Annotated in this window: 19 protein-coding genes and 2 pseudogenes; 10 read left to right on the top strand and 11 right to left on the bottom strand. The window is 66.1% G+C overall.

Annotation, left to right across the window (positions count from 1 at the left end; translation table 11 throughout):
* The 5 genes and pseudogenes from ACPYOD_RS03820 to ACPYOD_RS03800 all read right to left on the bottom strand — a co-directional run.
* The coding region (locus ACPYOD_RS03820; protein WP_481300403.1) for an oxidoreductase at window positions 1–678 on the bottom strand (678 nt) is incomplete at its 3' end.
* Window positions 679–766: 88 nt separating this feature from the next.
* Window positions 767–2311, bottom strand: a complete 1545-nt coding sequence (locus ACPYOD_RS03815) for an alpha/beta hydrolase (protein ID WP_481300402.1) — start codon at window positions 2309–2311, stop codon at window positions 767–769.
* Window positions 2312–2420: 109 nt separating this feature from the next.
* Window positions 2421–2783: pseudogene (locus ACPYOD_RS03810) on the bottom strand (response regulator); the annotation flags it as partial.
* A 99-nt stretch (window positions 2784–2882) separates the two neighbouring features.
* Window positions 2883–4004: pseudogene (locus ACPYOD_RS03805) on the bottom strand (ATP-binding protein); the annotation flags it as partial.
* A 102-nt stretch (window positions 4005–4106) separates the two neighbouring features.
* Window positions 4107–4943, bottom strand: coding sequence for an alpha/beta fold hydrolase (locus tag ACPYOD_RS03800; protein WP_481300401.1), 837 nt, complete (start codon window positions 4941–4943; stop codon window positions 4107–4109).
* 129 nt (window positions 4944–5072) lie between these two features.
* Between ACPYOD_RS03800 and ACPYOD_RS03795 the strand changes: the two genes are divergently transcribed.
* Window positions 5073–7097 (top strand): M13 family metallopeptidase, encoded by a 2025-nt coding sequence (locus ACPYOD_RS03795; protein WP_481300400.1) that lies wholly within the window; start codon window positions 5073–5075, stop codon window positions 7095–7097.
* A 15-nt stretch (window positions 7098–7112) separates the two neighbouring features.
* Here ACPYOD_RS03795 and ACPYOD_RS03790 read toward each other — a convergent pair whose 3' ends face one another.
* Window positions 7113–8102: a zinc-dependent alcohol dehydrogenase family protein gene (locus ACPYOD_RS03790; RefSeq protein WP_481300399.1), complete on the bottom strand. Its 990-nt coding sequence runs from the start codon at window positions 8100–8102 to the stop codon at window positions 7113–7115.
* Window positions 8103–8231: 129 nt separating this feature from the next.
* Window positions 8232–9086, bottom strand: a complete 855-nt coding sequence (locus ACPYOD_RS03785) for a LysR family transcriptional regulator (protein ID WP_481300398.1) — start codon at window positions 9084–9086, stop codon at window positions 8232–8234.
* A gap of 148 nt (window positions 9087–9234) precedes the next feature.
* On the opposite strand from ACPYOD_RS03785, the gene ACPYOD_RS03780 reads away from it, so the two are divergent.
* Window positions 9235–10149 carry a hypothetical protein gene (locus tag ACPYOD_RS03780; RefSeq protein WP_481300397.1) on the top strand — a complete coding sequence of 305 codons (915 nt, stop codon included), beginning with the start codon at window positions 9235–9237 and terminating at the stop codon, window positions 10147–10149.
* 1 nt (window position 10150) lies between these two features.
* On the opposite strand, the gene ACPYOD_RS03775 is transcribed toward ACPYOD_RS03780, so the two are convergent.
* On the bottom strand, window positions 10151–11689 hold the full coding sequence (locus ACPYOD_RS03775) for an FAD-dependent oxidoreductase (RefSeq protein WP_481300396.1): 1539 nt from the start codon (window positions 11687–11689) through the stop codon (window positions 10151–10153).
* 277 nt (window positions 11690–11966) lie between these two features.
* On the opposite strand from ACPYOD_RS03775, the gene ACPYOD_RS03770 reads away from it, so the two are divergent.
* Genes ACPYOD_RS03770 through ACPYOD_RS03760 form a run of 3 tightly spaced genes read left to right on the top strand, consistent with a single transcriptional unit; the run spans window position 11967 to window position 13549 of the window.
* A complete protein-coding gene (locus tag ACPYOD_RS03770) occupies window positions 11967–12305 on the top strand; it encodes a DUF6152 family protein (protein ID WP_481300395.1) in 339 nt (112 codons plus the stop codon).
* Window positions 12305–12784 carry a DUF6644 family protein gene (locus ACPYOD_RS03765; protein WP_481300394.1) on the top strand — a complete coding sequence of 160 codons (480 nt, stop codon included), beginning with the start codon at window positions 12305–12307 and terminating at the stop codon, window positions 12782–12784. Before ACPYOD_RS03770 ends, ACPYOD_RS03765 begins: the two co-directional genes overlap by 1 nt.
* A gap of 6 nt (window positions 12785–12790) precedes the next feature.
* Window positions 12791–13549 (top strand): YoaK family protein, encoded by a 759-nt coding sequence (locus ACPYOD_RS03760; RefSeq protein WP_481300393.1) that lies wholly within the window; start codon window positions 12791–12793, stop codon window positions 13547–13549.
* A gap of 23 nt (window positions 13550–13572) precedes the next feature.
* Here ACPYOD_RS03760 and ACPYOD_RS03755 read toward each other — a convergent pair whose 3' ends face one another.
* Together ACPYOD_RS03755 and ACPYOD_RS03750 are read right to left on the bottom strand one after the other, a co-directional pair.
* Entirely contained in the window at window positions 13573–14529 is a 957-nt protein-coding gene (locus ACPYOD_RS03755) for an NADP-dependent oxidoreductase (RefSeq protein ID WP_481300392.1), read from the bottom strand.
* 99 nt (window positions 14530–14628) lie between these two features.
* Window positions 14629–15180 carry a hypothetical protein gene (locus tag ACPYOD_RS03750; protein WP_481300391.1) on the bottom strand — a complete coding sequence of 184 codons (552 nt, stop codon included), beginning with the start codon at window positions 15178–15180 and terminating at the stop codon, window positions 14629–14631.
* A 121-nt stretch (window positions 15181–15301) separates the two neighbouring features.
* Between ACPYOD_RS03750 and ACPYOD_RS03745 the strand changes: the two genes are divergently transcribed.
* The 3 genes from ACPYOD_RS03745 to ACPYOD_RS03735 all read left to right on the top strand — a co-directional run bounded on the left by ACPYOD_RS03745 (window position 15302) and on the right by ACPYOD_RS03735 (window position 18022).
* Window positions 15302–15895 (top strand): TetR/AcrR family transcriptional regulator, encoded by a 594-nt coding sequence (locus ACPYOD_RS03745; protein WP_481300390.1) that lies wholly within the window; start codon window positions 15302–15304, stop codon window positions 15893–15895.
* A gap of 95 nt (window positions 15896–15990) precedes the next feature.
* The gene (locus ACPYOD_RS03740) at window positions 15991–16926 is read left to right on the top strand and encodes a GlxA family transcriptional regulator (protein ID WP_481300389.1); all 936 of its coding nucleotides are present in this window, start codon (window positions 15991–15993) and stop codon (window positions 16924–16926) included.
* A 103-nt stretch (window positions 16927–17029) separates the two neighbouring features.
* On the top strand, window positions 17030–18022 hold the full coding sequence (locus tag ACPYOD_RS03735; RefSeq protein WP_481300388.1) for a VOC family protein: 993 nt from the start codon (window positions 17030–17032) through the stop codon (window positions 18020–18022).
* Window positions 18023–18045: 23 nt separating this feature from the next.
* On the opposite strand, the gene ACPYOD_RS03730 is transcribed toward ACPYOD_RS03735, so the two are convergent.
* Window positions 18046–20244 carry a prolyl oligopeptidase family serine peptidase gene (locus ACPYOD_RS03730; protein WP_481300387.1) on the bottom strand — a complete coding sequence of 733 codons (2199 nt, stop codon included), beginning with the start codon at window positions 20242–20244 and terminating at the stop codon, window positions 18046–18048.
* A 107-nt stretch (window positions 20245–20351) separates the two neighbouring features.
* On the opposite strand from ACPYOD_RS03730, the gene ACPYOD_RS03725 reads away from it, so the two are divergent.
* Window positions 20352–20918 carry a DUF924 family protein gene (locus ACPYOD_RS03725; protein WP_481300386.1) on the top strand — a complete coding sequence of 189 codons (567 nt, stop codon included), beginning with the start codon at window positions 20352–20354 and terminating at the stop codon, window positions 20916–20918.
* A 97-nt stretch (window positions 20919–21015) separates the two neighbouring features.
* Entirely contained in the window at window positions 21016–22794 is a 1779-nt protein-coding gene (locus ACPYOD_RS03720) for a thiamine pyrophosphate-requiring protein (protein WP_481300385.1), read from the top strand.
* Window positions 22795–22803 lie beyond the last annotated feature (9 nt).

Genomic DNA, 22803 nt, shown 5'->3' with positions numbered 1-22803 from the left:
GGCCTTGCGCGGATCGCCCAGCTGCTTGCCGCTCACCTCTTCCCGGGCGCGGCGGATGGGGTCGAACAGTGCATCGTAGTCGGGGATGCTCCGTGGCGATCGACGCATGGACCGGCCGGCCCAATCCGTCCGGAAACTGCCCGGCGCCACGGCGGTAACGTGCACGCCGAGGGAACGGAGTTCCTTGCCGAGCACTTCGCTGATGCCCTCCAGGGCAAACTTGCTTCCGCAGTAGTACGCGATGCCGGGCATCGTGATGTAGCCGCCCATCGAGGTGATATTGATGATGTGCCCTTGACGGCGCTCGCGAAAACGAGGCACGAAGGCCTTGGTCACCGCTACCGCACCGAACACGTTCACATCGAACTGGCGGCGCATTTCCTCGAGGGGCGATTCCTCCAGGACGCCTTCGTGGCCGTATCCTGCGTTGTTTATCAGCACATCGACGGGCCCGAAGCGCGACTCCGCTTCCGCCACCACGTCGGGAATCGCGTCCGTGTCCGTGACATCCAGTATGACCGCATGCGCCTCGCCGGCATTCGCGGCGAGGAACGCCTGCCGCGAATCCTCGTTGCGAACCGTGCCTATGACACGGTGGCCCGCGCTTATGGCTTCAGCGGCAATCGCAGCGCCAAAGCCGCTGCTCACGCCTGTGATGAAAATCGTCTTCGTGTTCATGGATTGCCTCCAGATCGGGACCCGGGGCAATCGTACGTGTCACACGCAAGTCACCCCATGGCCCAGGGTATGGGGGCATTGCCTGATCCTATGGAGCGCTCGCCACGACGCTCGCTTGTCGCGCGGGCGGCGCGAATTCCGGGATCTTGAACGTCGGCGCGGCCAGGGTCACTTCCGATGGAAGATCCTTCAGTTCCCCTGTGCGCAGGAACGCATAGACCGCGTTCTTCGCCGCCGGCTCGCCGCGCAATTGGTAGAACGTGCCGTCGTGACCGCCACGGTGCACGACGATGCCGTGGCCCTTCGGAAAATAGGCCAGCTGCATGAGCATGTTTTCGATCGGCGTCGACGTGTCCCAGTCGCCGTGCACCAGTATCACGGGAATCGTGCTCGGCGCGAACGCACGGAAAGCGTCGCCCATGTCCGGTGTCGGCCAGTCCTTCGCGGATGCGATATAAGGCGCGAAACCACCGGTGCCCAGCAGGGGTACCACGGGATCGTTGCGCAATTGGAACTCGCGTGCGGGCGAGGCGCCCAGGCTCGTGTCGATCAGCGGGCCGATGAGCTTGTATGGCTGGGCCTGCCGTTCCTCGATGGCCGACTTCGCCCATGCATCGTTATGGCCGTAGTACAGCGAGAGGACGAACGCGGGCCAGGTTTCCGGGTCGCTCGCTTCGTCCAGGAGAGACGACTGGAAATCCACCTGTCCGAGCACGATGGCCTGCTCCTTCCCGTCGCTTCCCTTCACCTTTACCCGCACGGGCGCCTTGGCGAACCGTTCTTCCAGCGTGCGGACCGCCGCCATCAGTCCGCCCTTGGGCAGGTAAGGCGCCAGTCCCGCATCCTTGTCGGCATCGAAGGCTATCCGCTGCATGGCGGCGTACAGCTGCGAGGGCATGTCGTAGCCGTAGTCGAGGGGCTCGACCGCGGAGAGCACCGCCCGCGCCACGATCTCCGGATGCAGCCGCATCACGGCGAAACTCCACTGCGAGCCGAAGCTGCCACCGAAGAGGCTGATGCGGTCGTAACCGAGCGCGCGCCGCAAATCGTTCACGTCGTCCGCGCAGGCCGCAATGGTGTAACCGGCCAGGTCCTTCGTCGGGTTCGCCTTCACGGCCGCTTTCGCGAGCGCGATGGTGGTGGCGACATCCGCGTCCACGCTGCCAGGACGATCCAGCGGCGACGCCGGTGCCGTGATTTCCAGGCGTTCGCCGCGGATGGTGTAGCCGCGCTGCTCGATCACTACCAGGTCGCCCACGCCGCCATAGCTCAGCCATGAATCCAGTCGCGAACGTGCCGCGGGGCTCTTTCCGTCGAAGGCATCGAGCACGCTCAGACCCGGCCCGCCCGGCAACCAGAAGACAGGCGGGGCCCCGGTGGGCACCTTTGCCTTCAAGCGTGCGAAACCCACGCCGATCAATCGGCTGGTCGGCGATTGGCGGTTTTCCGGCACATAAAGCGTGCCGATCTCATACGGAACGGTCGAGCCATCGGCGGCATGCACGACACCCGTTTCGATCTCGACGTCACCGGCTTTGGGCGTTGCGGCGCGGGCGGCGTGGGGGAAGAAAGTGCAGGCCAACCAGAACGGGACGGCGAGTGCTATCGAACCAAGCGGATACCTGGACTGCATGCGTCAGACTCCCCGGGCGAGGCGGCAAGCTTCCCCGGCGTGCCTCGCCATGTCAATCGCATGCAGAATCGGCTCTCGTCAGACTGCGGGCCAGCCTGCAAAAGCGCAATCAAATGGGAACGCCCGATCCGTTCGGCGGGACGAACCTCTGGGCCGCGGCCGCGATGGCCGAGGCCAGCGCCGCCCTGTCGAAGGGCTTGGAAAGACGCGTGATGCCGGGACCTGCCGCCGAGAGCGCTTCCGCGTAGCCGGTGGCGACCACGATGGGCAGGTCGGGCTGGAGCCGTCGCAGCGCCTCGGCCAGTTCCGCACCCGTCATGCCGGGCATGGAAAAGTCGGTGACGAGGAGATCGAATTTCCCCGGCGTCTCGAAGGCCACGATGGCGTGCTTCGCGGATTCCGCGGCGACCACGACGTGGCCCATGTCTTCCAGCATGGCGCAGAGGGTCTCGCGTACGAGCGAGTCGTCATCCACGGCCAGGATCTTCAGCGACGGGCCCGATCGGAGATCATTCGTCGGGGCGCCGCCCTGCGTGTCGCCGCCGGACGGTACGTTATGCACCGAAGCCACCGGGAAGCGCAGTGTCACCGTCGTGCCCTTCCCTGGTTCGCTCTCGATCGAAAGGCGACCGTTCGATTGCTCGGCCAGTCCATGGACCATGGACAAGCCCAGTCCCGTGCCTTTGCCGACGCCCTTCGTCGTGAAGAACGGGTCCGCTGCCCTGGCGAGGGTTTCCGGCGGCATGCCTTGCCCATCGTCGGAAACCGAAAGGCACACATAGCGACCTTCCGCCAGTCCCGACGGATGGCCCGCACGGATCGATTCCACCGAGCCCGAGATCTCGATGTTGCCGCCCGAAGGCATGGCATCGCGCGCATTGACGAGGAGGTTAAGCAGGGCCAGCTCGAGTTGGTGGGGATCGACCATGGCACGCGCGAGCGACAGCGGGAAGCGCGTGGTCACCATGATGCGCGAGCCGAGTGTCGTCTTCGTCATCTCGCTCATCCCGAGCACCAGCGCAGGGATGTCCACCGCCGTGGGGCGAAGTTCCTGTCGCCGGGCGAACGCCAGCATGCGCTGGGTGAGCGAGGCGCCGCGGTTCAACCCCGCCATGGCGGTCTCGAAGATCGACTGGGTCCGTGCGTCGTCGGGCAAGCGCTGGCGAAGCAGTTCCAGGGCGCCCTGCACCGCCATCAGCAGATTGTTGAAGTCGTGCGCCATGCCGCCGGTCAGCTGGCCGATGGCTTCCATTTTCTGCGCCTGGAACAACGCTTCGCGAGCCTGTTCCAGTTGTTGCGTGGCAGCGCGCTGCTCGGTCACGTCGCGCGTGATCTTCGCGAAGCCTATCAGTTCGCCCTGCTCGTCGAGGATACGGTCGATGACCACATGGGCCCAGAAGCGGGTGCCGTCTTTCCGGACACGCCAACCTTCGTCTTCCACCCGCCCCGTGCTGTTCGCGATGCCCAGGTTTCGCTCGGGCACACCGGCGGCACGGTCTTCCTCGGTGTAGAACTGCGAGAAATGCGTACCGATGATCTCTTCCAGCTGGTATCCCTTGATCCGTTCGGCTCCGGGGTTCCAGCTCGACACATGCCCGGTCGGGTCGAGCATGTAGATCGCGTAGTCGCCGACGCCCTGCACCAGGATCCGGAACTGGGTTTCACTGGTGCGCAAATGTTCGTCCCTGCGCATCTGCTCGCTATCTGTATGGTTCTCGCTCAACGTGTGTCTCGCTTCTACGGCGTGGCCGTCTGTTAACAGGGCGAGGCTGGAGAATCATTTGTGAAGGGGGTGTCAAAGCCGCGATGTGCCGCGCTTCGCATGCACTTCCGCCAGGAACTCCAGCATGGCCCGGTTGAACGCGTGCGGGCGCTGCAGGGGCGCGAAATGGCCGACGGAAGGCAACAGGACGAAGCTGGCGCCGGGAATGCCGCGGGCAATGGCTTCGGCGTGCGCTCGCTCGATGAACTCGTCGTGCTCGCCCAGCACACTCCAGACCGGCACCGCCACCTCGCCCAGTTCCCGCTCGCCAAAGTCGGGCTGGGTGGCCTGCATCAGGCCAAGATCGTCGCGCATCGCTTCGAAGGCGCCCGGCAGCGGAGCCAGTCTCGCGTAGTCCGCGACATGATGCGCGTACACGCGGTCGATGAGTGCCGACGCCTGGAAAGGCTTCGCGCCGGTGCTGTCGACGTTGCAGGCGAAGAAGAACACGCCCGAGGAACGCGCCGGCGTTTCGCGAGAGAGCACGAGGGCAGTGTCGGCACCGTCGCTCCAGCCGATGAAGGCCGCCCTGGCGACACCCAACGCGTCCATCACAGCACGCGTGTCGGAAGCCATGAGCTGGTAGCTGTAAGGCCTAGCGTCACGTGTCGAGCGGCCCTGTCCGCGGCTGTCGACGAGGATCGCACGATAGCCGGCATCGACCAGGGCCGGAACCTGGTACCCCCAGTTGTCCGCATTGCCCAGGCCGCCATGCAGCAGCGCCACGGGTTCGCCCGAACCCACGCTGGCATACCAGATGCTTGCGCCTTCGTTGATGGCGTAGCCACTTTGCACCGGCGCCGGCAGCGGCGGAATGCCATGCGCGGCGAAGTGGGTCAGGTCGTCGTCCTCGAACGGAGCGTCGTTCATCGCGAATCCGGAGCGTTGGTTGGCGCATGTTATACGGCCATGGCGGGCCCGCCGTCCCGTGCGGATGGTTGGCACGGCCGGCCGTCCCCGATAGGCTCCGATGTCCACAGAGGTGGCGGGACCAGGGGCATGAAGACAGTCGGCGTGGCTTTTCTTTCGATGGCATTGGCCTGCGGCATCGCGCGCGCGGTGGCCGCCGAACGGCCCACGCAGCCGGAAATCCGCCCCTTCGGTTTCGACCTGGCCGGCATGGACCGTTCCGTCGCGCCGGGCTCGGATTTCTATCGCTACGCGAACGGCGCGTGGGAGCGCACCACGTCCATCCCCGCGGACAAGTCGAACTTCGGCATGTTCACCCGCCTCGACGACCTCAACCGCGAGCGTGTGAAGGGCCTTCTCGAAGGAAGCCGTGGCGATACGCACAGCAGGGCCGGCACGGCCTACGCAGCCTTCCTCGACGAGGCGGCGATAGAGAGCCGTGGGCTCGCTCCGGTACGACCGTGGCTCGACCGCATCGACACCATCGCCACGGCGGAGGATTTCGCGCGCGTCGCGGGACAGGCCCTGCGCGAAGGCGTGGCCGTGCCATTAGAGGTGAACGTCACCCAGGACGACCGCCATCCGGATGCCTATGTGTTGAAGCTCGGCCAGGGCGGTCTGGGGCTGCCCGACCGGGACTATTACCTGGGAACGGACGACGCCATGGCGCGGATGCGCGTTGCCTATAAGGCCCATGTCGCGCGCTTGCTCGGACTGGCCGGGCTCGCGCCGCACGATGCGGCGAACCGGGGCGAGGCCATCCTGGCGATGGAAACGCGTATGGCGAAGGTCAGCTGGAGTCGCGTCGACAGCCGCGATGCCGCCAAGACGTACAACCGTCTGACCCGAGCGCAGGTGCGCGACCTGGCCAAGGGCTTCGACATCGAGGCGTTCCTCCATGCCGCGGGCGCTCCTGCGCGCGACGTGGTGGTGATCCAACCGAGCGCCGTCGGCGGCATCGCCGGCGTCGTCGGATCCACACCGTTGCCGGTGCTGAAAGACGCCCTGCGCGTTGCCGTGCTGGATGCCTATGGCGACGTACTGCCGCGAGCCTTCGCGCAAGAGCGCTTCGATTTCCACGATCGCCTGCTGAGCGGTGCCGAACAGCCCGAGCCGCGCTGGAAGCGCGCGGTGGCCTTTGCCGTCGACGCCGTGCCCGATGAGGTCGGCAAGGCCTATGTCGCCCGCTATTTCCCCGCGGACCACAAGGCGGCCGCGGAGTCGCTGGTACGGAACCTGGTGGCGGCCATGGACAAGCGCATCCAGGCCCTGGATTGGATGACGCCGCAGACGAAGCGCCGTGCACGGGCCAAGCTGGCCGCCTTCCATCCCAAGGTGGGCTATCCCGAACGATGGCGGGATTATTCCGGGCTCGACATGCAAGCCGGCGATGCGTTCGGCAATCGCCTGCGTGCGCGCACCTTCGCCTTCAACCGCGAGATGCGCAAGATCGGTCAGCCCTTCGATCGCGACGAATGGCGCGTGACGCCCATGACCGTCGATGCGTTCGCGAACTTCTCCGCTGTCGAGATCGTCATTCCCGCGGCCATCCTGCAACCGCCGTTCTTCGATCCCGCCGCCGATTCCGCGGTGAACTACGGTGCGATCGGCGCCTCCATCGCCCATGAAATCACCCACCAGTTCGACGACCAGGGTTCGAAGTACGACGAACACGGCCGCCTTACGACCTGGTGGACTCCCGAGGACCTCGCGGGATTCGAAGCGCGAACCAAGGTCCTGGCGCGGCAGTACGACACCTACGAGCCGCTGCCCGGACAGCACGTCAACGGCGCCCTGACCCTTGGCGAGAACATCGCCGATCTTGGCGGCCTCGCCATCGCCCACGACGCGTGGCGTCTCTCGTTGGCGGACCGCGAGGCACCGACGCTGGACGGCTTCACCGGCGAGCAGCGGTTCTTCCTCGGCTGGGCGCAGATCTGGCGCCTCAAGTACCGTGATGCCGACCTGCGCCAGCGCCTGCTGACAAATCCCCACGCGCCCGCGGCCCAACGTGTGTGGACTTCGCGCAACCTCGATACCTGGTACAAGGCATTCGACGTTGGGTCAGGGCAGTCGCTGTACCTTCCGCCGAACGAGCGCGTCAGGATCTGGTGAGCCTGACGCGGTCCGTTACGCCACGTCCACGACCACGCGTCCGCCCGCTGCGGGCGTCCCGACGAGCGCATGCGCCTCGGCCACGCTCTCCAGGTCGAACCGGTGCGGACTCATCCGCGGCACGAGCGCGCCTGCATCCGCCAGGCGGGCGGCCTCGCGCAGGATGTCCCCGTGATGCGTGCGCCCCGCCCCGGTAAGCAGGGGTAACAACGTGAACACCCCCGAATAGGTCGCGGCACGGAACGACAGCGGAGCCAACGCGTGCGTGCCCCAGCCCAGGGCGCTGACGACATGACCGAAGCGGCGCACCGCCCGGAAGGAGTCGTCCAGCACCGCGCCGCCTACCGTGTCGTAGACGATGTCGAAGCCTTCGCCGCCCGTGTGCAGCGCAACGTATGCCTCGACGCCCATGTTCCTGTCGACCGGGATCGCCCCGAGTGCCATCAGTTCCGAGTCGCGTTCCAGCCTGTCGGTGGCATACACATGGGCTCCGCGTGCCTTGGCGAGCTGGACGGCGACATGGCCCACGCCGCCGGTACCGCCTTGCACCAGCACCTTCATGCCCGGCTGCACGTTCGCCCGGTCCACGAGGCCTTCCCAGGCCGTGATGAAGACGAGCGGAAGCGCCGCCGCCTGGCGCATCGAGAGCGTGGCCGGCTTCGCAGCCAGGAGCCTGGCATCCACGGCCGCGAACTCCGCAAGGCTGCCCTGGTGGCCGCCGACACCGCCGGTCATTCCCCACACCTCGTCGCCTGGCCGGAAACCTTCGGCACCGGGTCCGACCGCCTCGACCACGCCGGCCAGGTCGATACCGAGCACCGCGGGAAGTGGGCGGCGAGCGTGCTCCGCCCGTCCGGCGCGGATCTTGGTGTCGAGGGGATTCACGCCGCTGGCGTGGATGCGCACCAGGACCTCCCCCTCGCGGGGAACGGGCCTGGGCAGGGTCTTCAGCACGAACGGGCCATCGGTGGTCTCGACGACGGCCGCACGCATGTCGCTGTGCATGGTGAGTGTCTCCTGTGAAACGGTTCGATTCGACAGGTGGATCCCTCACCCCGTGCTTACCATCCCCAGATTCGCATGAGCTCCATGCGTACCTGCATGATGCATTCGCTTCAGACGCTTCGCTGAGGTCTATGCCGGTGCGAGCCTCGCCACGATCAGGTCGATGAGGACACGCAGGCGCTTCAGGTGCCGCAGGTCGCGGTGGTAGCCGATCCACGTGGTGCGGGTGGGCGGTTCGTCGCCGAGGTCGATACGTTCCAGTTCGGCGTAATGCTCTGCCAATGGAATGGGCAATACCGCCACGCCTGCGCCATGGGCACACAACCGCGCCTGTGCATCGCGATTGTTGCTCCGGTAGGCCACGCGCGCGTTGGGAAGCCGCTCGCGAATCCAACTCACGTCCGGCATCGAGGCGAAGGCCGTATTCATCGTAACGATGGTGGCGCCCGCGCCGTCGCCTGCCACGGGAGGCGGGGCGCCTTTGCGGATGTAGGCGCCGTAATGCATCGTCAGCACCGCGCGCGACACGATGTCCGGTTCGTCGAACGGCCGTATCCTGAAAGCGAGGTCGGCTTCGCGCCGGGCCAGGCTGTAGAACCGCGACGACGTCAGCAGCTCCACGGTGACCTGCGGGTTGGCCGCGCCGTACTCGGCGATGATCGGCGCCAGCATGTAGGCCCCGAACCAGTCGGAAGCGGTGATGCGGATCGGCCCCTCGACGAGATTGCCCTGCCCTGCAAGCCTCCGCTGGAACGCAAGCGCCTCCTGCTCCAGCCGTTCGGCATGCACCAGCACCGCGGCACCCTCCTCGGTGAGGACGAACCCTTCGCTCGTTCGCTGGAACAGTTTTTGCCCCACGGCCTCCTCGAGGGCGGCAAGCCTGCGGCCCATGGTCGGCTGCGACTGGCCTAGCTCGCGCGCGGCCGCGCCCAACGTGCCCCCACGCACGACGGCAAGGAAAACGCGAATGTCGCCCCATTCCATAAGGTCGCTATCTTGTCGCGAAGCCGCGGCGGAGTGCGCGGCCCCACCTATACAATTTCGCATGCGCCCCATGCAATCTCCCGTGTTCCCATCGGTCGTCCCCGCCGGTAGCGTCGGCCCCATTCAAGATCGTTCCGGAGTCCTTCCAGTGCGTACCATTGCGGCAGCCTGTTTTCTCTCCCTCCTGTCGATCGGCGCGTGGGCCGCGGAGCGTCCGGCAGATCCCGATGTCGCCGCCGTCATGGCGAAGCTGTCGGTACCCTCCGCGAAGGCGATCGAACGCTTCACCGCGTCGGGCATGCAGGGGATACGCCCGCACTCCCTGGCGCCGGACGAACGGCTGGCCGTGGAACGCGCGATCGCTGCGTTGCCGGCCCTGCATCGGCAGGTTCTAGCGGACCGTCTTCATTCATTGAGCTTCGTCGACGGCCTTCCCGGCGCGGGAACAGGATTGACGTCCAAGGTAGATGGCGGCAATACGTACGACATCACCCTTCGGGCCAGCCTCATCGCCGAATCGCTGTCGCACTTCCTGACGGTGAAAGAGCAGCGCGTCTTCCAGCCGGCGGACGAAGCAGTGGTCACGGTAAGCGGCACAGGCGTCGATGCCCTCACCTATGTGTTGCTGCACGAATCCACCCATGTGGTCGACGCGACGCTGGGCCTCACCCGCGAACTCAAGACCCCGTTGACGCAGGGCGTCTGGACGGACCGCGCCACACCCGGCGAACGCATTGCACACGAACCGGCCGCCAAGACAGCCTTTCGTGGCGCGCCTCCCGTGCCGGCATCGGAAGCCGCCGAAGTCTACCGTTCGCTGTCGCGCACACCGTTCGTCAGTCTCTACGCCACGGCATCGTCTTCGGAGGACCTGGCGGAGCTGGTCAGCTGGTATGTCGTGGAAACCCGGTACAAGGGAACGCTCACCATCAGCGTCAAGGCAGTGGACGGAGGAAAAGCCGAGACGTTCCGGCCGCTGGGCTTCCTTGGCGTACGCGCGAGGTTTCCGGAGGTGGACAAGCTGCTGTCCGCGCACTTCGTCGCGAACGCACCCTCTGCATGATTCAAGGCGCGCCGAACCAGCGGCGGGCCGCTTCCTCGGCATCCGTGACGGGGGTACCTTCTTCGCCGGCCCAGGCCACGATGCCGTCCGGACGTACCAGCAGACCGGTCAGTCCGAGGCGATCCTCCACGTCGCCCGCCACGTAGGTCAGGCGTCCGGCCCAGCGGCTGGCCCGCTCGCGTGCCGGTGCCCGCGCGTCGAAGTCCAGCCAGAGGCCTCGTCCCGGTTCGAGCAGCTTTCCGGTTCGGGCGCCGTCGACGAACGCGAAGTCGGGCACGCTGCGCCCCACCAACGGGTGGCTGTCGCCCAGGTCGTAACGGATCGTCAGGCCCCACACACGTTCGGCGACATAGGTGGCCCCGTCGCGCGTGCCGATCAGGTCGCGCATGATCGCTTCGAGTGCCCGCGAGCTGCGGCTGGGGCGCATCAAACTCACCTGGGCACGCGACCAGTCGAGCACCTGTGCGCCGACCGGTTGCCTCTCTTCGCCATAGCTGTCGAGCAGGCCCGCCGGGGCGGTACCGCGGATCGTGGCGGCCAGCTTCCATCCGAGGTTCATCGCGTCGCCGATGCCCAGGTTCAGTCCCTGGCCGCCGAGCGGTGAATGAATGTGCGCCGCGTCGCCCGCAAGGAGCACGCGCCCCTTGCGATACTCGGTCGCCTGGCGGGCGCGGTCGGTCCAGGTAGTGGCCTGGCGCAATGCGGTGACCGTCCCGTCCACGCCCGATACGCGCCGAAGAACGTCCTGAACATGCTCCGGCGTCAACGGAGTGCCGCGGTGGCATGCGCCGCCGTCGAAATCGACCATGGCGACCGTGCCCGGTGGCGCGAAGGTGTACATGCCCGTGGGCGTATAGGTGCGCCCGGGGCGCAACTTGCCGGGGTCGTCCAGTTCCACTTCGACGGAGTAGCCAGTGAATTCCGGTTCGGTGCCGGCGAAGTCGAAACCACCCAGCTTGCGCACTGTGCTTCGGCCGCCATCGCATCCGACAAGCCAGCGGGCACGAACGCTCGCGTCGCCTGCATGCACCGTGACGCCTTCTTCCGACTGTTCCACGCCGTCGACCCGGATGCCTCGCCGGACGTCGACACTCATGGACGCGGCCCGATCCGCGAGGACGGCTTCGAGCGACGCCATGTCCACCATCAGGTGGTACCCCGCGGGACCCGGTAAACGATGGTGCCAACGCGCCGTGTCCACCTGATCCAGCAGGACGGGGATTCCGGCGAAGTGGCCACCCGAACGCGGCCCCTGCCGCATCCAGTGTGCGGAAGCGCGCGTGGCACCCGACAGCTCGTTGTCGCGCTGCACCTGTTCGATCGCGGCCAGGAGTCCGCGCCGGTAGAACGCTTCGATCGTGGGCGCGGAAAGCCCCCGCATGCCGAATGGAAGGCGCTTCAACGGAGAGCTGCTATCGGAAGCTTGTTCGAGGACGGTGACCGATAAGCCCGCCAGTCTGAGTTCGCAGGCGAGGAACAGCCCTACGGGGCCGGCGCCGGCGATGACGACGTCGATGGGATGGATGGTGTGGATAGACATGCATGGCTCCGGAGTCGAGATTCGACCGGAGCGTTCCTCGCGTGCGAGCACCTCACGGACGAATGAAGGGACGCCCGAGGCGTCCGATATTCGTCGTGGGGATCCCGGCACGGGGCCAAAGACCAGAGCTTTCGTCACCGAAAGGACTTGGGCTTACCAAACCAAGTCTGCCTTTTCCGACGGGCGGAGGTTAGCACGGCTCATCCAGAAAACATCGAACACCTGTCCGCAATTTCTTGCGTAGAATCGGGACACCTCTGCCCAACGGGAGATCGTCATGAAACGCTGGTTCCTGCTGGCCGCCCTGACGGCCACCTCCGCCGCCGCCCACCACGGCTGGAGCGAATACGACGCCGACCACCCCATGGACCTGTCCGGCACCATTGAGTCGTCGAGCTATACGCAGCCGCACGGCCACATCCGCCTGAAGACGACGGAAGGCAGCTGGGACGTCGTACTCGCGCCACCCTCGCGCATGGAAAGCCGGGGATTGGACAAGAGCATGCTCGCGCCGGGTACGCATGCGTCCGTGCACGGATATCCACACCGCAGCAAGAAAGATGAACTGCGTGCGGAACGCATCACCGTCGGCGAGAAGACCACGGAACTGCGTTGATGGACGGCGTGGTCGACTGGTTGGCGGCCACGCCCCCGGCGCAGGCCATGCGAGACAGCCTGTTGCTTTATCCGATCGTGGAAACCGTGCACATCGTCGGTTTCTGCATCCTGGTAGGCGCGGTGGCGATGTTCGACCTGCGCGTACTTGGCTGGGGCCGGACACTGCCGGTGTCCGGCCTTGCACACCAGTTGCTGCCCTGGTCGATCGCAAGCCTGGTGCTGGTCCTCCCCGCCGGTCTGCTCATGTTCTCCAGCCAGCCTCATGACTTCCTTCGCAATCCGGCCTTCCTCCTGAAGCTGTCGCTGATACTCGCCGCCGCCATCAACGCGGTGTGGTTCCACCTTGGCGTGTATCGTTCGGTGTCGACGTGGGACACGGGGAGAACCGCACCCCTGCTCGCCCGAGGCCAGGCCGTACTTTCGCTGGCCCTATGGCTGGCCGTCATCGCCTGCGGTCGCATGCTGGCCTATGTTTAGCCTTCCATGCGTGGCTGCGGTTCGCGCGAAAACCCTATGGGGAATTATGCTGCCCACATCTTTCCAGCCACTGCCGTTGCGATGATTCCCTCTTTTCCGCGTTGGATCTGGTCCTGGGCCTTTCTCCTGCCGCTCGTAGCCGGCAGCGTCAATGCCGCCGCTTTGATGTCCTTGCATCATGGCGGCGTGGCGCACCTGACGGGTATTTCAACCGAGGCAGCGATCGGCCTGGGCTCTGGCAACTTCGCACTCCTGCTGCATGCCCTGGGTGTCGTCGCGTTGTTTACCGGCGGTTGCGCGGTCAGCGCATGGCTCGCCCGTGGGCCGCGCTGGATACCTTCCATCGCGGCGGGGGCCCTCCTTCTCGCCGTGGCGGTGCTGATAGCCATGGCCAGTGCGCTGATGGGCAACACGCCGTGGCTGGGCGTGATGCTCTGCGCCGCCGCGATGGGCCTTCAGAACGGCACAAGCTCGCTGGTGACAGGCGCGTTACTTCGCACCTCGCACCTCACCGGCATGTTCACCGATCTGGGTATCGCACTGGGACAGCAAGCCTGGGGCGGTCCGGTGGACCGTCGACGCGTCGCCGTATGCTTCACCGTCGTGGTCAGCTTCGTGTGCGGCGCCACGGTGGGAACGTTGCTTTACCTGCGATGGGGCGCGAGCTCCCTGATCGGAAGCGCCGTGCTCGCCGCCGGCGTGGGTATCGCCACGCTGGCCATGGCGCGACGGCAGGTCGCGAACGTCGCGGAAAGCCGCGCGTAACCTGCCGTCCGCCCGCCCGGCGTTCAGCGGATGACGAGGATCGTCTTGCCGCGTCTCGCCCTGCCCTCGGCTTCGTCGAACGCCTTGCGTGCATCGGCAAGCAGGTAACTGCGATCCACCAGCACCCGTATGCGTCCGTCGGCCACGCGGGCCACGATGTCGCGCAACTGTGCCGCATCGGGCTTCACGATGAACCAGTACGCTTCGATACCCTTGGTCGCGGCGCGCTCCGGTGAGGGCGCGTCCCCAGCTTCGCCGGAGATCGTCACCAGCCGTCCGCCTCGCGGCAGGAACGACCAACTGCGTTCCAGCAGGTCGCGGCCTACAGTGTCGAAGATCACATCCACCGGGCCCGCCACGTCCTCGAAGCGCTGCGCATCGGTGTCGATCGCCTGCGCGGCACCCAGCTCCCGGCAAAGAGCGGCGGCCTCTTCACCACGGGCCGTCGCGACGACGCGTGCGCCTGCGTCCTTCGCAATCTGGATGGCGAACGTACCGACCGCCCCCGCACCGCCATGCACGAGCACGGTTTCTCCCGACTTCAGCTTCGCGTGATCGAAGAGCGCCTGCCAGGCGGTCAACGCGCCGATGGGAAGCGTGCATGCATCGGCGGCGCTCACACCCTCGGGAATCCGTGCGATCTCGTCCGGTAGCACGACGGCCTGCTCCGCCGCGGCGCCGTTCCGCCAGAAGTCGATCAAGCCGAAGACGCGGTCGCCCTTGGTGAAACCGGACGTCGCGGCGCCCGGTATCGCCACGCGACCCGCGAACTCGTGCCCGATGATGACCGGCAACGGTCGCGGCGATCCGTCGGGCAGTGGCTGGGCGCCATTCGTCACCCAGGTGGGCTCGGCGAACGTCAAGCCCACCGCCTCGACGTCGACGAGGATGCGATCCTCGCCCACCTGCGGGGCATCGGTGTCGCCGACGGTGATGGAGAGATCGCCAGAGGCGGCGTTGGTGATCCAGGCAGCTTTCATGGATGGGCTCCAGGCAGTGCCCCGTTCGTCAGGGCACTGACCATGTTCCCACTCGTCCGCCACGCGCTCTTGTATGGATAAGGCGTCGAGTCGCCGCCATCAAGGCGCCGCGTGCAGCGACGCCGCACGGGACTGCTTGTAGGTGAGGCGCAGTGCCGCCAGCAGGAAATAGAACCCACCGAACGCCGCGTAGGGTGCGAGCTGCGCAATCGTCGGGGCATGTCCGAAAGCCTGGATGGTCATGAGTACGCCCGCCAGCGCGGACTGCCCGCCACTGATCATCATGAAGGCTTGCCCGCCCAGCTTCCGGCGCCGAATGCCCACGAAGAGCTGGAACAATCCCGACAACAGGGCCCAGACGCCGAAGATCAGTACGCCGCCGGCGGTGCCACGGGTGGCGAGAGCGACGATGAGCGCGACGGCCGTCACCACGCTGACGAGGGCATTGAGGCGCTGCCCGGGATTCGCGCTCAAGCCACCGGACCGGCGCGCGTCCAGCAGGTTCGCGGCGGCGTCCCACGCGGGATAGAGCACCAGCAGGGTGCCCGTGACGGCGAGGGGGAGATCGAGACGGGACAGACCGACCACCAGCCCCACCCAGACAAAGGCCACCGCGGCGCGGAGGAAATAGAAACGCTGCAGGAAGTTCATGTGCTGACTCTCGCCGAAAAGGGAAAGTCATCCTACTAGTAGGTAGATTTAATAGTCAAGAAGATTACTTCGTGGCGCCCTTTCATTGCCAGTGAAACCTACCTAATGGTAGGCTATACATATGAAAACGCGAGAAAAACTCCTCGACTCCGCCCGGTACCTGATCCAGACCCGTGGCTACAACGGCTTCAGCTACGCCGATCTGGCTGAGCAGGTGGAGGTGCGCAAGGCGAGCATCCACCATCACTTCCCCACGAAGGCGGACCTGGCACGAGCGGTCGTCGAGCAATCCAGGGCGGTGATCACGGAACAGACGAGGCAGCTGGAAGCCAGCGTTTTCGATCCCGTGCGGCAGTTGCAGTTCTATACGGGATATTGGGAAAAGTGCATCGCCGACGCGTCGGCGCCCTTCTGCGTCGCCGGCATGCTGGCCAGCGAACTGCCGTCGTTGCCGGAAGACGTCGCGGCATGTGTTCGCGCCCACTTCGTCGACCTGTCGCGGTGGCTGGAAACCGTCCTCACTGCGGGTGCCCAGCTCGGCGTCTTCCATCTCAAGGGAGCAGCCAGTGCCGAAGCCGAGTCCTTCATGGCCACGGTCTATGGCGCGATGCTGATCGCGCGCGCGTACGGCAGCCCCGAGAAGTTCTCGCAGATCGTGCAAGCCGCATTCAGGCGGCTGCACGGGCCGGAATCGGCTGTCCAGCCGCAAGCCTGACCTACGCCGGTCGGTTCCCTGCCCGCCAGACCTTGACGGTCCGCCGAGGCGTAGGCCATTTTGCGATCATCGGATCGAAGATCGTGGCCACCTCCATGCGACGCGACATAGCCATCGTCGTTTTCCCGGGATTCCAGTTGCTCGATGCCGCGGGCCCCGTCGCTGTCTTCGAGATGGCCGAGCGCTTCCGGCCCGATAGCTATGCCATCCACGTGCTGGCTCCGGGTGGTGGCGTCGTGCGGAGTTCGTCTGGCGTTTGTCTCACGGCTGCGCCGATCGAGCAGGCCTGTTTCGATACGGTCATCGTGTCCGGCGGCACGTTGGCGCAGGTCGAGGCAGGCCACCTCGACATCGCCGCCCTGCTCGACAGCGACGCGTGGCGCCGGGCGGCCGGTGTCTGCTCGGGCGCCTTCTTCCTCGCGCAGGCGGGATTGCTCGACGACCGCCTGGCCACCACGCACTGGGCGGCCGCGGACCGCTTTCGAGAGCTGTATCCGAAAGTGCGGCTCGATGCCGACCGCATGTTCGTCAGGGACGGCAAGCTGTGGACTTCCGCGGGGATATCCGCCGGCATCGACCTGGCCCTCGCGCTCGTCGAAGACGACCTCGGGCCGGGCATCGCACGGCGCACCGCGCAGCAGCTGGTCGTGCACCAGCGCCGCCACGTGGGCCAGTCGCAGTACTCCGTGCTCGTTGAACAAGGTGGAAAAACAGGGCGGTTTGGCGAACTCATCGGTTGGATGCGCGCGCAGATCGCCGAGCCGATGACGATCGAGCGCCTCGCCGAACGGGCCGCGATGAGTCCGCGCAACTTCGCCCGGGCGTTCGTGGCCGAGATCGGCGCCACGCCCGCGAAGGTAGTGGAAGGCCTGCGCCTGGAAGCCGCGCGCGTCGCGGTGGAAACCAGCCATCTGCACCTCGACCACATCGCCGAGTCGACCGGTTTCGGCGATGCCACGCGCATGCGGCGTGCCTTCGTGCGCGCCTTCGGCACCTCGCCGCAATCGCTGCGGCGCAGCGCGGGCGCCTGATCGCCGGCTGGCGGTTTTTGTCCGGAATTTGTCCTTGCCGCTCGTGTCGGGGGCGCCCTAAAACTACGCCGACGCTTCGCACCCACCATCGACGAGGATTCGCATGCGCCCGCTCCCATTCGTTTCGGCCTGTCTCGCGTGCCTGCTGGCTGCCGGGCCGTCGCTCGCGGCAACGAACGTTCCGACCACCCGGCTCGACCACGTATTGCTCTGGGGCCGGAACATCGACGAGGCCACGTCGGTCATGGCGGTCAAGCTCGGATTCCAGGTGCGACCGGGCCGGGATCCCGGCGGCGTGGCCAATCGTTACATTCGCTTCGCGGATACCAGCTTCATCGAATTGCTCGGCGTCACCCGGCCCGACCCGACGTTCGATCCCGGCATGAAGGAGGACCGGCAGGCGCTCAAGGAAGAACCGGGGGCGCGCACGTTCGGTTTCCGCTCGTCGTCGCTCGATACGATCCGCAGTTCGCTCGCGGCGCTGCACTACGCCGTAACGCCTTTCTTCACCGGACCGGATACCGCGAAACCCGGCTGGCGCCTGTTCGCCTTCGAGTTCGACCATCCGCCGCTTTCCAGCAATACCTTCTTCATCGACTACGCCAACGACTACCGCCCGGACCAGTTCGATCCCTCGAATGAAGGCGACTACCGCATCACGCGAGAGCATCCGAACGGCACGCGCGCACTCTCTTCGATCTGGCTGCTGTCGAACGACGCGGAGGCGGATCGTGCGCAACTGGAGAAGATGGGTTTCGGTCACGCGACGCCCGTGACGTTGCCCGAAGTCGGTGCGAAGGGATTCTGCGTGCCTGTCGGCGCAACTGCGTTGCTGGCCCTCGAACCTGCGGGTCCGGGCCTCGCGCGGCAGACGATGGTGGGAGGCCCGCGCATCCTCGGCGTGAGCTTTGCGGTCGCCGACCTCGGTCGCGCGCAACGCTGGGTCGAGCGCGGATACGAACAGAAACTACCGACCTACCGCGGTGTCTCGGGCCAGTCCTTCCTGGCGCCAACACAGCAAGATCTCGGCCTGTCCATCGAATTCCACTCGATGGAACAGGGCCGCTCCCCCTGCCCCGGTGGCGGCCCCATGTAAGGGCCGCTACAGCAGGTGGCCAACTAGCCCCCTGGCAGTTCCGCATCGAGGAAAGCGAATACATCGGCCCACTGAGCCGCCTCGGAGCCGAGTGAAGCCTGGATACCGTGGCCCGCGTCGGCGTCGGTACGTATCCAGATAGGCTTTCCGCTCGTGTTCGCCGCGCGGGCTTTCGCCACGAACTTGCCCGTCTGCCAAGGCACCACGCGGCCGTCGTTGAGACCGACGAGCAGCAGCATCGCCGGAAATTTCGTATGCGGCTTGATCTGCTGGTAAGGATCGCTGGCGAGGATCGCCGGGAAATCCGAAGCCTTGCGGGGGTCGCCCATTTCGCCGATCTGGTTGGCACCGTTGGGAGCGTGCATCAGCCGCACCGGATTGAGCACGGGAACGAGAATGATGGCCGCGCCGAACCGCTGGGGATACGCCGTTACCGCGCCGCCCACGAGCAGTCCGCCGGCACTCCCCGAGACGAGGGCGGTGCGCTCGGGGCGGCTGTAGCCGAGTTCGGCCAGGCGGTCGACGGAGGCGATGAAATCCTCCACGGCCTTGTGCTTGTTGGCGCCCTTGCCAGCCAGATGCCAGGCGTCGCCCTTTTCCCCGCCGCCGCGCACATGGGCATACGCGAAGATGTTGCCCTGCTTTACCCATTCCATCCTTACGGGCTTGAACGACGGCTGCAACGTGAGGCCGTAGCTGCCGTAACCGAACACGATCGCGCGATGGTTGCCGTCGAGCTTCGCATCCTTGCGGTGGAGGATCGTCAGTGGGATACGCGTGCCGTCCTTGCTGACCATCTCGGTCTCGGTCACCTCCACCATGCTGTAGTCGGCTGGGCTTGCCTCGTCCTGCCCAAGGCTCGTCATGCTGCGTGTCGCGGGGTCGTATCGCCATGCTTTCGGTGGCGTCGTCCAACCACGCAGTTCCAGGAGGAAGCCGTCTTCCCGGTCGTTCGTGCGCAGTAGTGACGCCGTGCCCGGCATGGGCATCGCCACCGTCTCTGCCTTACCCGTGCCGTAATCGATGCGACGGACGCCGTCGATGCCGTTGACCGACACCTTCAGGTAAAGCGCATCGCGTGCGGCCGAAAGCGTCACGGCATCGGCCAGGGTCAAACCCACGATGATCTCGTCGTCCTTGAGCTGGACAACCGGCCTCCCATCGCGAAGCGAGACGTCCGGCTTCGACAGGTCGAGCGAGAGCAACTGGCCGTTCGAATGTTCCTTGCTGGAGATGATGTAGAGCGTGTCGCCGTGGATCGCGGCGCCCACGATCTTGTCCTCGGGTCGCGCGATGCACCGCCAATGGGCGGACGGCTTCACGACGTCGGCGGCGAGCGCGACGCAATACGTGCCCTCGTTCTGCGCGCCCGTGGCCGAACCCAGCGCCCAGCGGGACCCGGCCGGGAACTCGACGATGGGAAAGCGATTGCTGGGAATCGGAAATGTCGGATTGGCGCCTTCGCCCTTGCCGGCGCGAAGAAGCATGGTGTCCCGGGCCGCAGGCTGGCCAAGCATGTGCACGCGCAGCCTCATGTCCTGCAGCGGGTCGCCGTCCGTTCGCTCGTTGGGCGGTGCCATCTGCGTATAGGTGAAGCCTGTGCCGTCGGGCAGCCAGTGAGCCTCGAACTCGCCCCACACGGGTTCCACGCTGTCGCCTGACGGCTTGCCGGTCTTCACGTCGAGTATGTCCACCTGCGTCAGTTCATTGCCGCCACGGTCCACGTTGACGGCAACCTTGCTGCCATCGGGAGAAAGCGCGTAGTTCGTGATGGAAGGCGTGCCGCTGTCGCGCTTCAGGGTGGCGGGATCGAGAAGCACGCGCTCGCTGCCATCCGCCTCGCGCACCATCAGGGTTCCCGTTCCCTGTACGGACTCCCGGATGAAAAGCATACGGCCGCCGGCAATACGCTGCATGCGGTGGATGACGGCAGTGAGGCTCGTCGCCTTCAGCGTCTTCCGCCAGCCGTCGAGCGTCGGAAGGGCGTCCAGCTTCGCGCGGGTGAAGTTTCCCTCCGCGACAAGCCACTGCTGGAATTCCGCATTGTGCTCGCCCTCCATCCACCGGTAGGGATCGTGCACCGTGATGCCGAAAAGGTTTTCCACCACGTCGGCGCTTCGTGGCGCTGGCGGCGCGCTTTGCGCAGCGGCGGAAGCGATCGTGGAACCTGCCGCGATCGCGGCGACCGCCAGACGAGTACAGACCCTGGCCAACCGACACATGACGTGATCCTCCCTAGTCGCGTAATGGCGGGGCCGTGGTATGGTCGAGCCCCCAAGCGACCTCAGACGCTATCACCATCGACGGCTCCTTGTGAGTGCCACATTTCATGCCGAATCCATCCACGCCTCTCGCCCTTCCTGAAACGCCCGAGCGCGTGCTGCGCTTCTGGCGCGACGCCGGCTACGACCGCTGGTTCGGTCACGACGCGGCATTCGACGTCCTCTTTCGCGAGCACTTCCTGGGAGCGCACATGGCAGCCGCCCGCGGCGAACTCGATGCATGGCTCGAGAGTGCCGCCGGGTGCCTCGCGCTGCTGATCCTGCTCGACCAGTTTCCGCGCAACGCGTTCCGCGGCACGGCGCATATGTACGCCACTGATCCTCTCGCGCGCTCCGTCGCGCGGCACATGCGCGAGCGCGGATACGACCAGGGTTTCGATGCGGACATGCGCGCCTTCTGCTACATGCCGTTCGAACACTCGGAAGACATGCACGACCAGGAGCTCTCGGTCGAGCTGTTCAAGCCGCTGGGCGGGGCGTATCCCGCCTACGCCGAAACGCACCACGACATCGTCCGGCGCTTCGGACGCTTTCCGCACAGGAATCGTCAGCTCGGACGCGGCACCACGCCGGAAGAACAGCGGTACCTCGACGAAGGCGGCTTCGCGGGCTGACACGGCGCGACGTATGAATTTGCGAAAGCGCGACGTTCACACTTGCGCGATCCGCTGCGGCTCAGCATAGGCGGCCCGACCATCGACGGAGCCCGTGATGAGCAAGACAGTGGGAGATTTCCTCCTCGAACGCCTGAGCGAGTGGAACGTCCGCCGCATCTATGGATACCCCGGCGACGGCATCAACGGCATCATGGGCGCGATGGGCCGCGCGGCGGAGCGCTTCGACTACATCCGCGTGCGGCACGAGGAAATGGCGGCCTTCATGGCTGGCGGCCACGCGAAGTTTACGGGTGAGGTTGGCGTCTGCCTGGCAACGTCGGGGCCGGGTGCCATCCACCTGCTCAATGGCCTCTACGACGCGAAAATGGACCACGTGCCGGTGGTCGCCATCGTCGGGCAGCAGGCGCGTTCCGCCCTGGGCAGCGACTACCAGCAGGAAGTCGACCTGCATGTCCTCTTCAAGGACGTGTGCAGCTACGTCGAAACGGTGGTCAGTCCGGCCCAGATGCGCCACGTGGTGGACCGTGCCTTCCGCATCGCCAAGGCCGAGCGCGCGGTCACCTGCATCATCGTCCCGAACGATCTCCAGGAGATGCCCGCGGTGCCCAGCCCGCCGCGCGCGCATGGCAACGTCTATTCGGGCGTGGGCGAAGCCTCGCCGCGTCCGTTCCCGTCCGATGCCGAGCTGCAACAGGCGGCCGATGTGCTCAATGCCGGGTCGCGGCCCGCGATCCTCATCGGTGCCGGGGCCCTCGGCGCGGGCAAGGAAGTGACGCTCGTCGCCGAAAAACTGCAGGCGGGCGTGGCCAAGGCGCTGCTTGGCAAGGCAGCCCTGGCCGACGACCTGCCCTTCGTCACCGGCTCGATCGGCCTGTTGGGCACGAAGCCGAGCTGGGAGATGATGGATCACTGCGACACCCTGCTCATGATCGGCACCACGTTCCCGTATTCGGAATTCCTGCCGGAAGACGGCAAGGCGCGGGCTGTGCAGATCGACATCTCGCCGCGCAACGTATCGATGCGCTATCCCACGGAAGTGAACCTCATCGGCGACAGCGCGGCGGTGCTGCAAAAGCTGTTGCCGCTCCTGAAGCAGCAGACCGACAACGAATGGCGCGAGCGCATCGAGGTGAACGTCCGCAAGTGGTGGCGGACACTTGAACTCAAGGCCATGCAGCCCGCGTCGCCGATCAACCCGCAGCGCGTCTTCTGGGAATTGTCGTCCGCCCTTCCCGACCGCACGATCGTCACGGGCGACAGCGGTTCGCATACGAACTGGTTCGCGCGCGACATGAAGCTGCGCGACGGGATGATGGCGTCCGTATCCGGCAAGCTCGCCACCATGGGCAGCGGTGTGCCCTATGCCATTGCGGCAAAGATGGCGCATCCGGACCGCCACGTGCTCGCCGTGGTCGGCGACGGTGCCATGCAGATGAATGGCAACGCCGAACTCGTCACCGTGAAGCAATACTGGAAACGCTGGTCCAATCCTAACTTCGTCGTCATGGTCCTGGTGAACAACGACCTGAACCAGGTGACCTGGGAGCAGCGTGCCCTTGCCGGCGATCCGAAGTTCGCCGCCGCACAGGACGTCGAGCCGTTTCCCTATGCACGCTACGGCGAGATGCTCGGCTTCAAGGGCATTCGCGTCGAACGTCCCGAGGATATCCTCGACGCATGGCGGGAAGCGTTCAGTGCGCCATGCCCGGTGGTCATCGAATTCGTCACCGATCCCGACGTACCGCCGTTGCCGCCGCACATCACGTTCGCCCAGGCGAAGGCGTTCATGTCGTCGCTGGCGAAACGCGATCCCGACGCACCGGGGATGATTCGTCAGGCGCTGCGCGAGATCTGGGCCGGACTCGGCGCGTGAAGCGCCGCA

The organism is Luteibacter sp. HAY1-4A, assembly GCF_056755355.1.
Note: the sequence above shows the minus strand (reverse complement) of the source record. Positions and strands in the feature narration are given on the sequence as shown.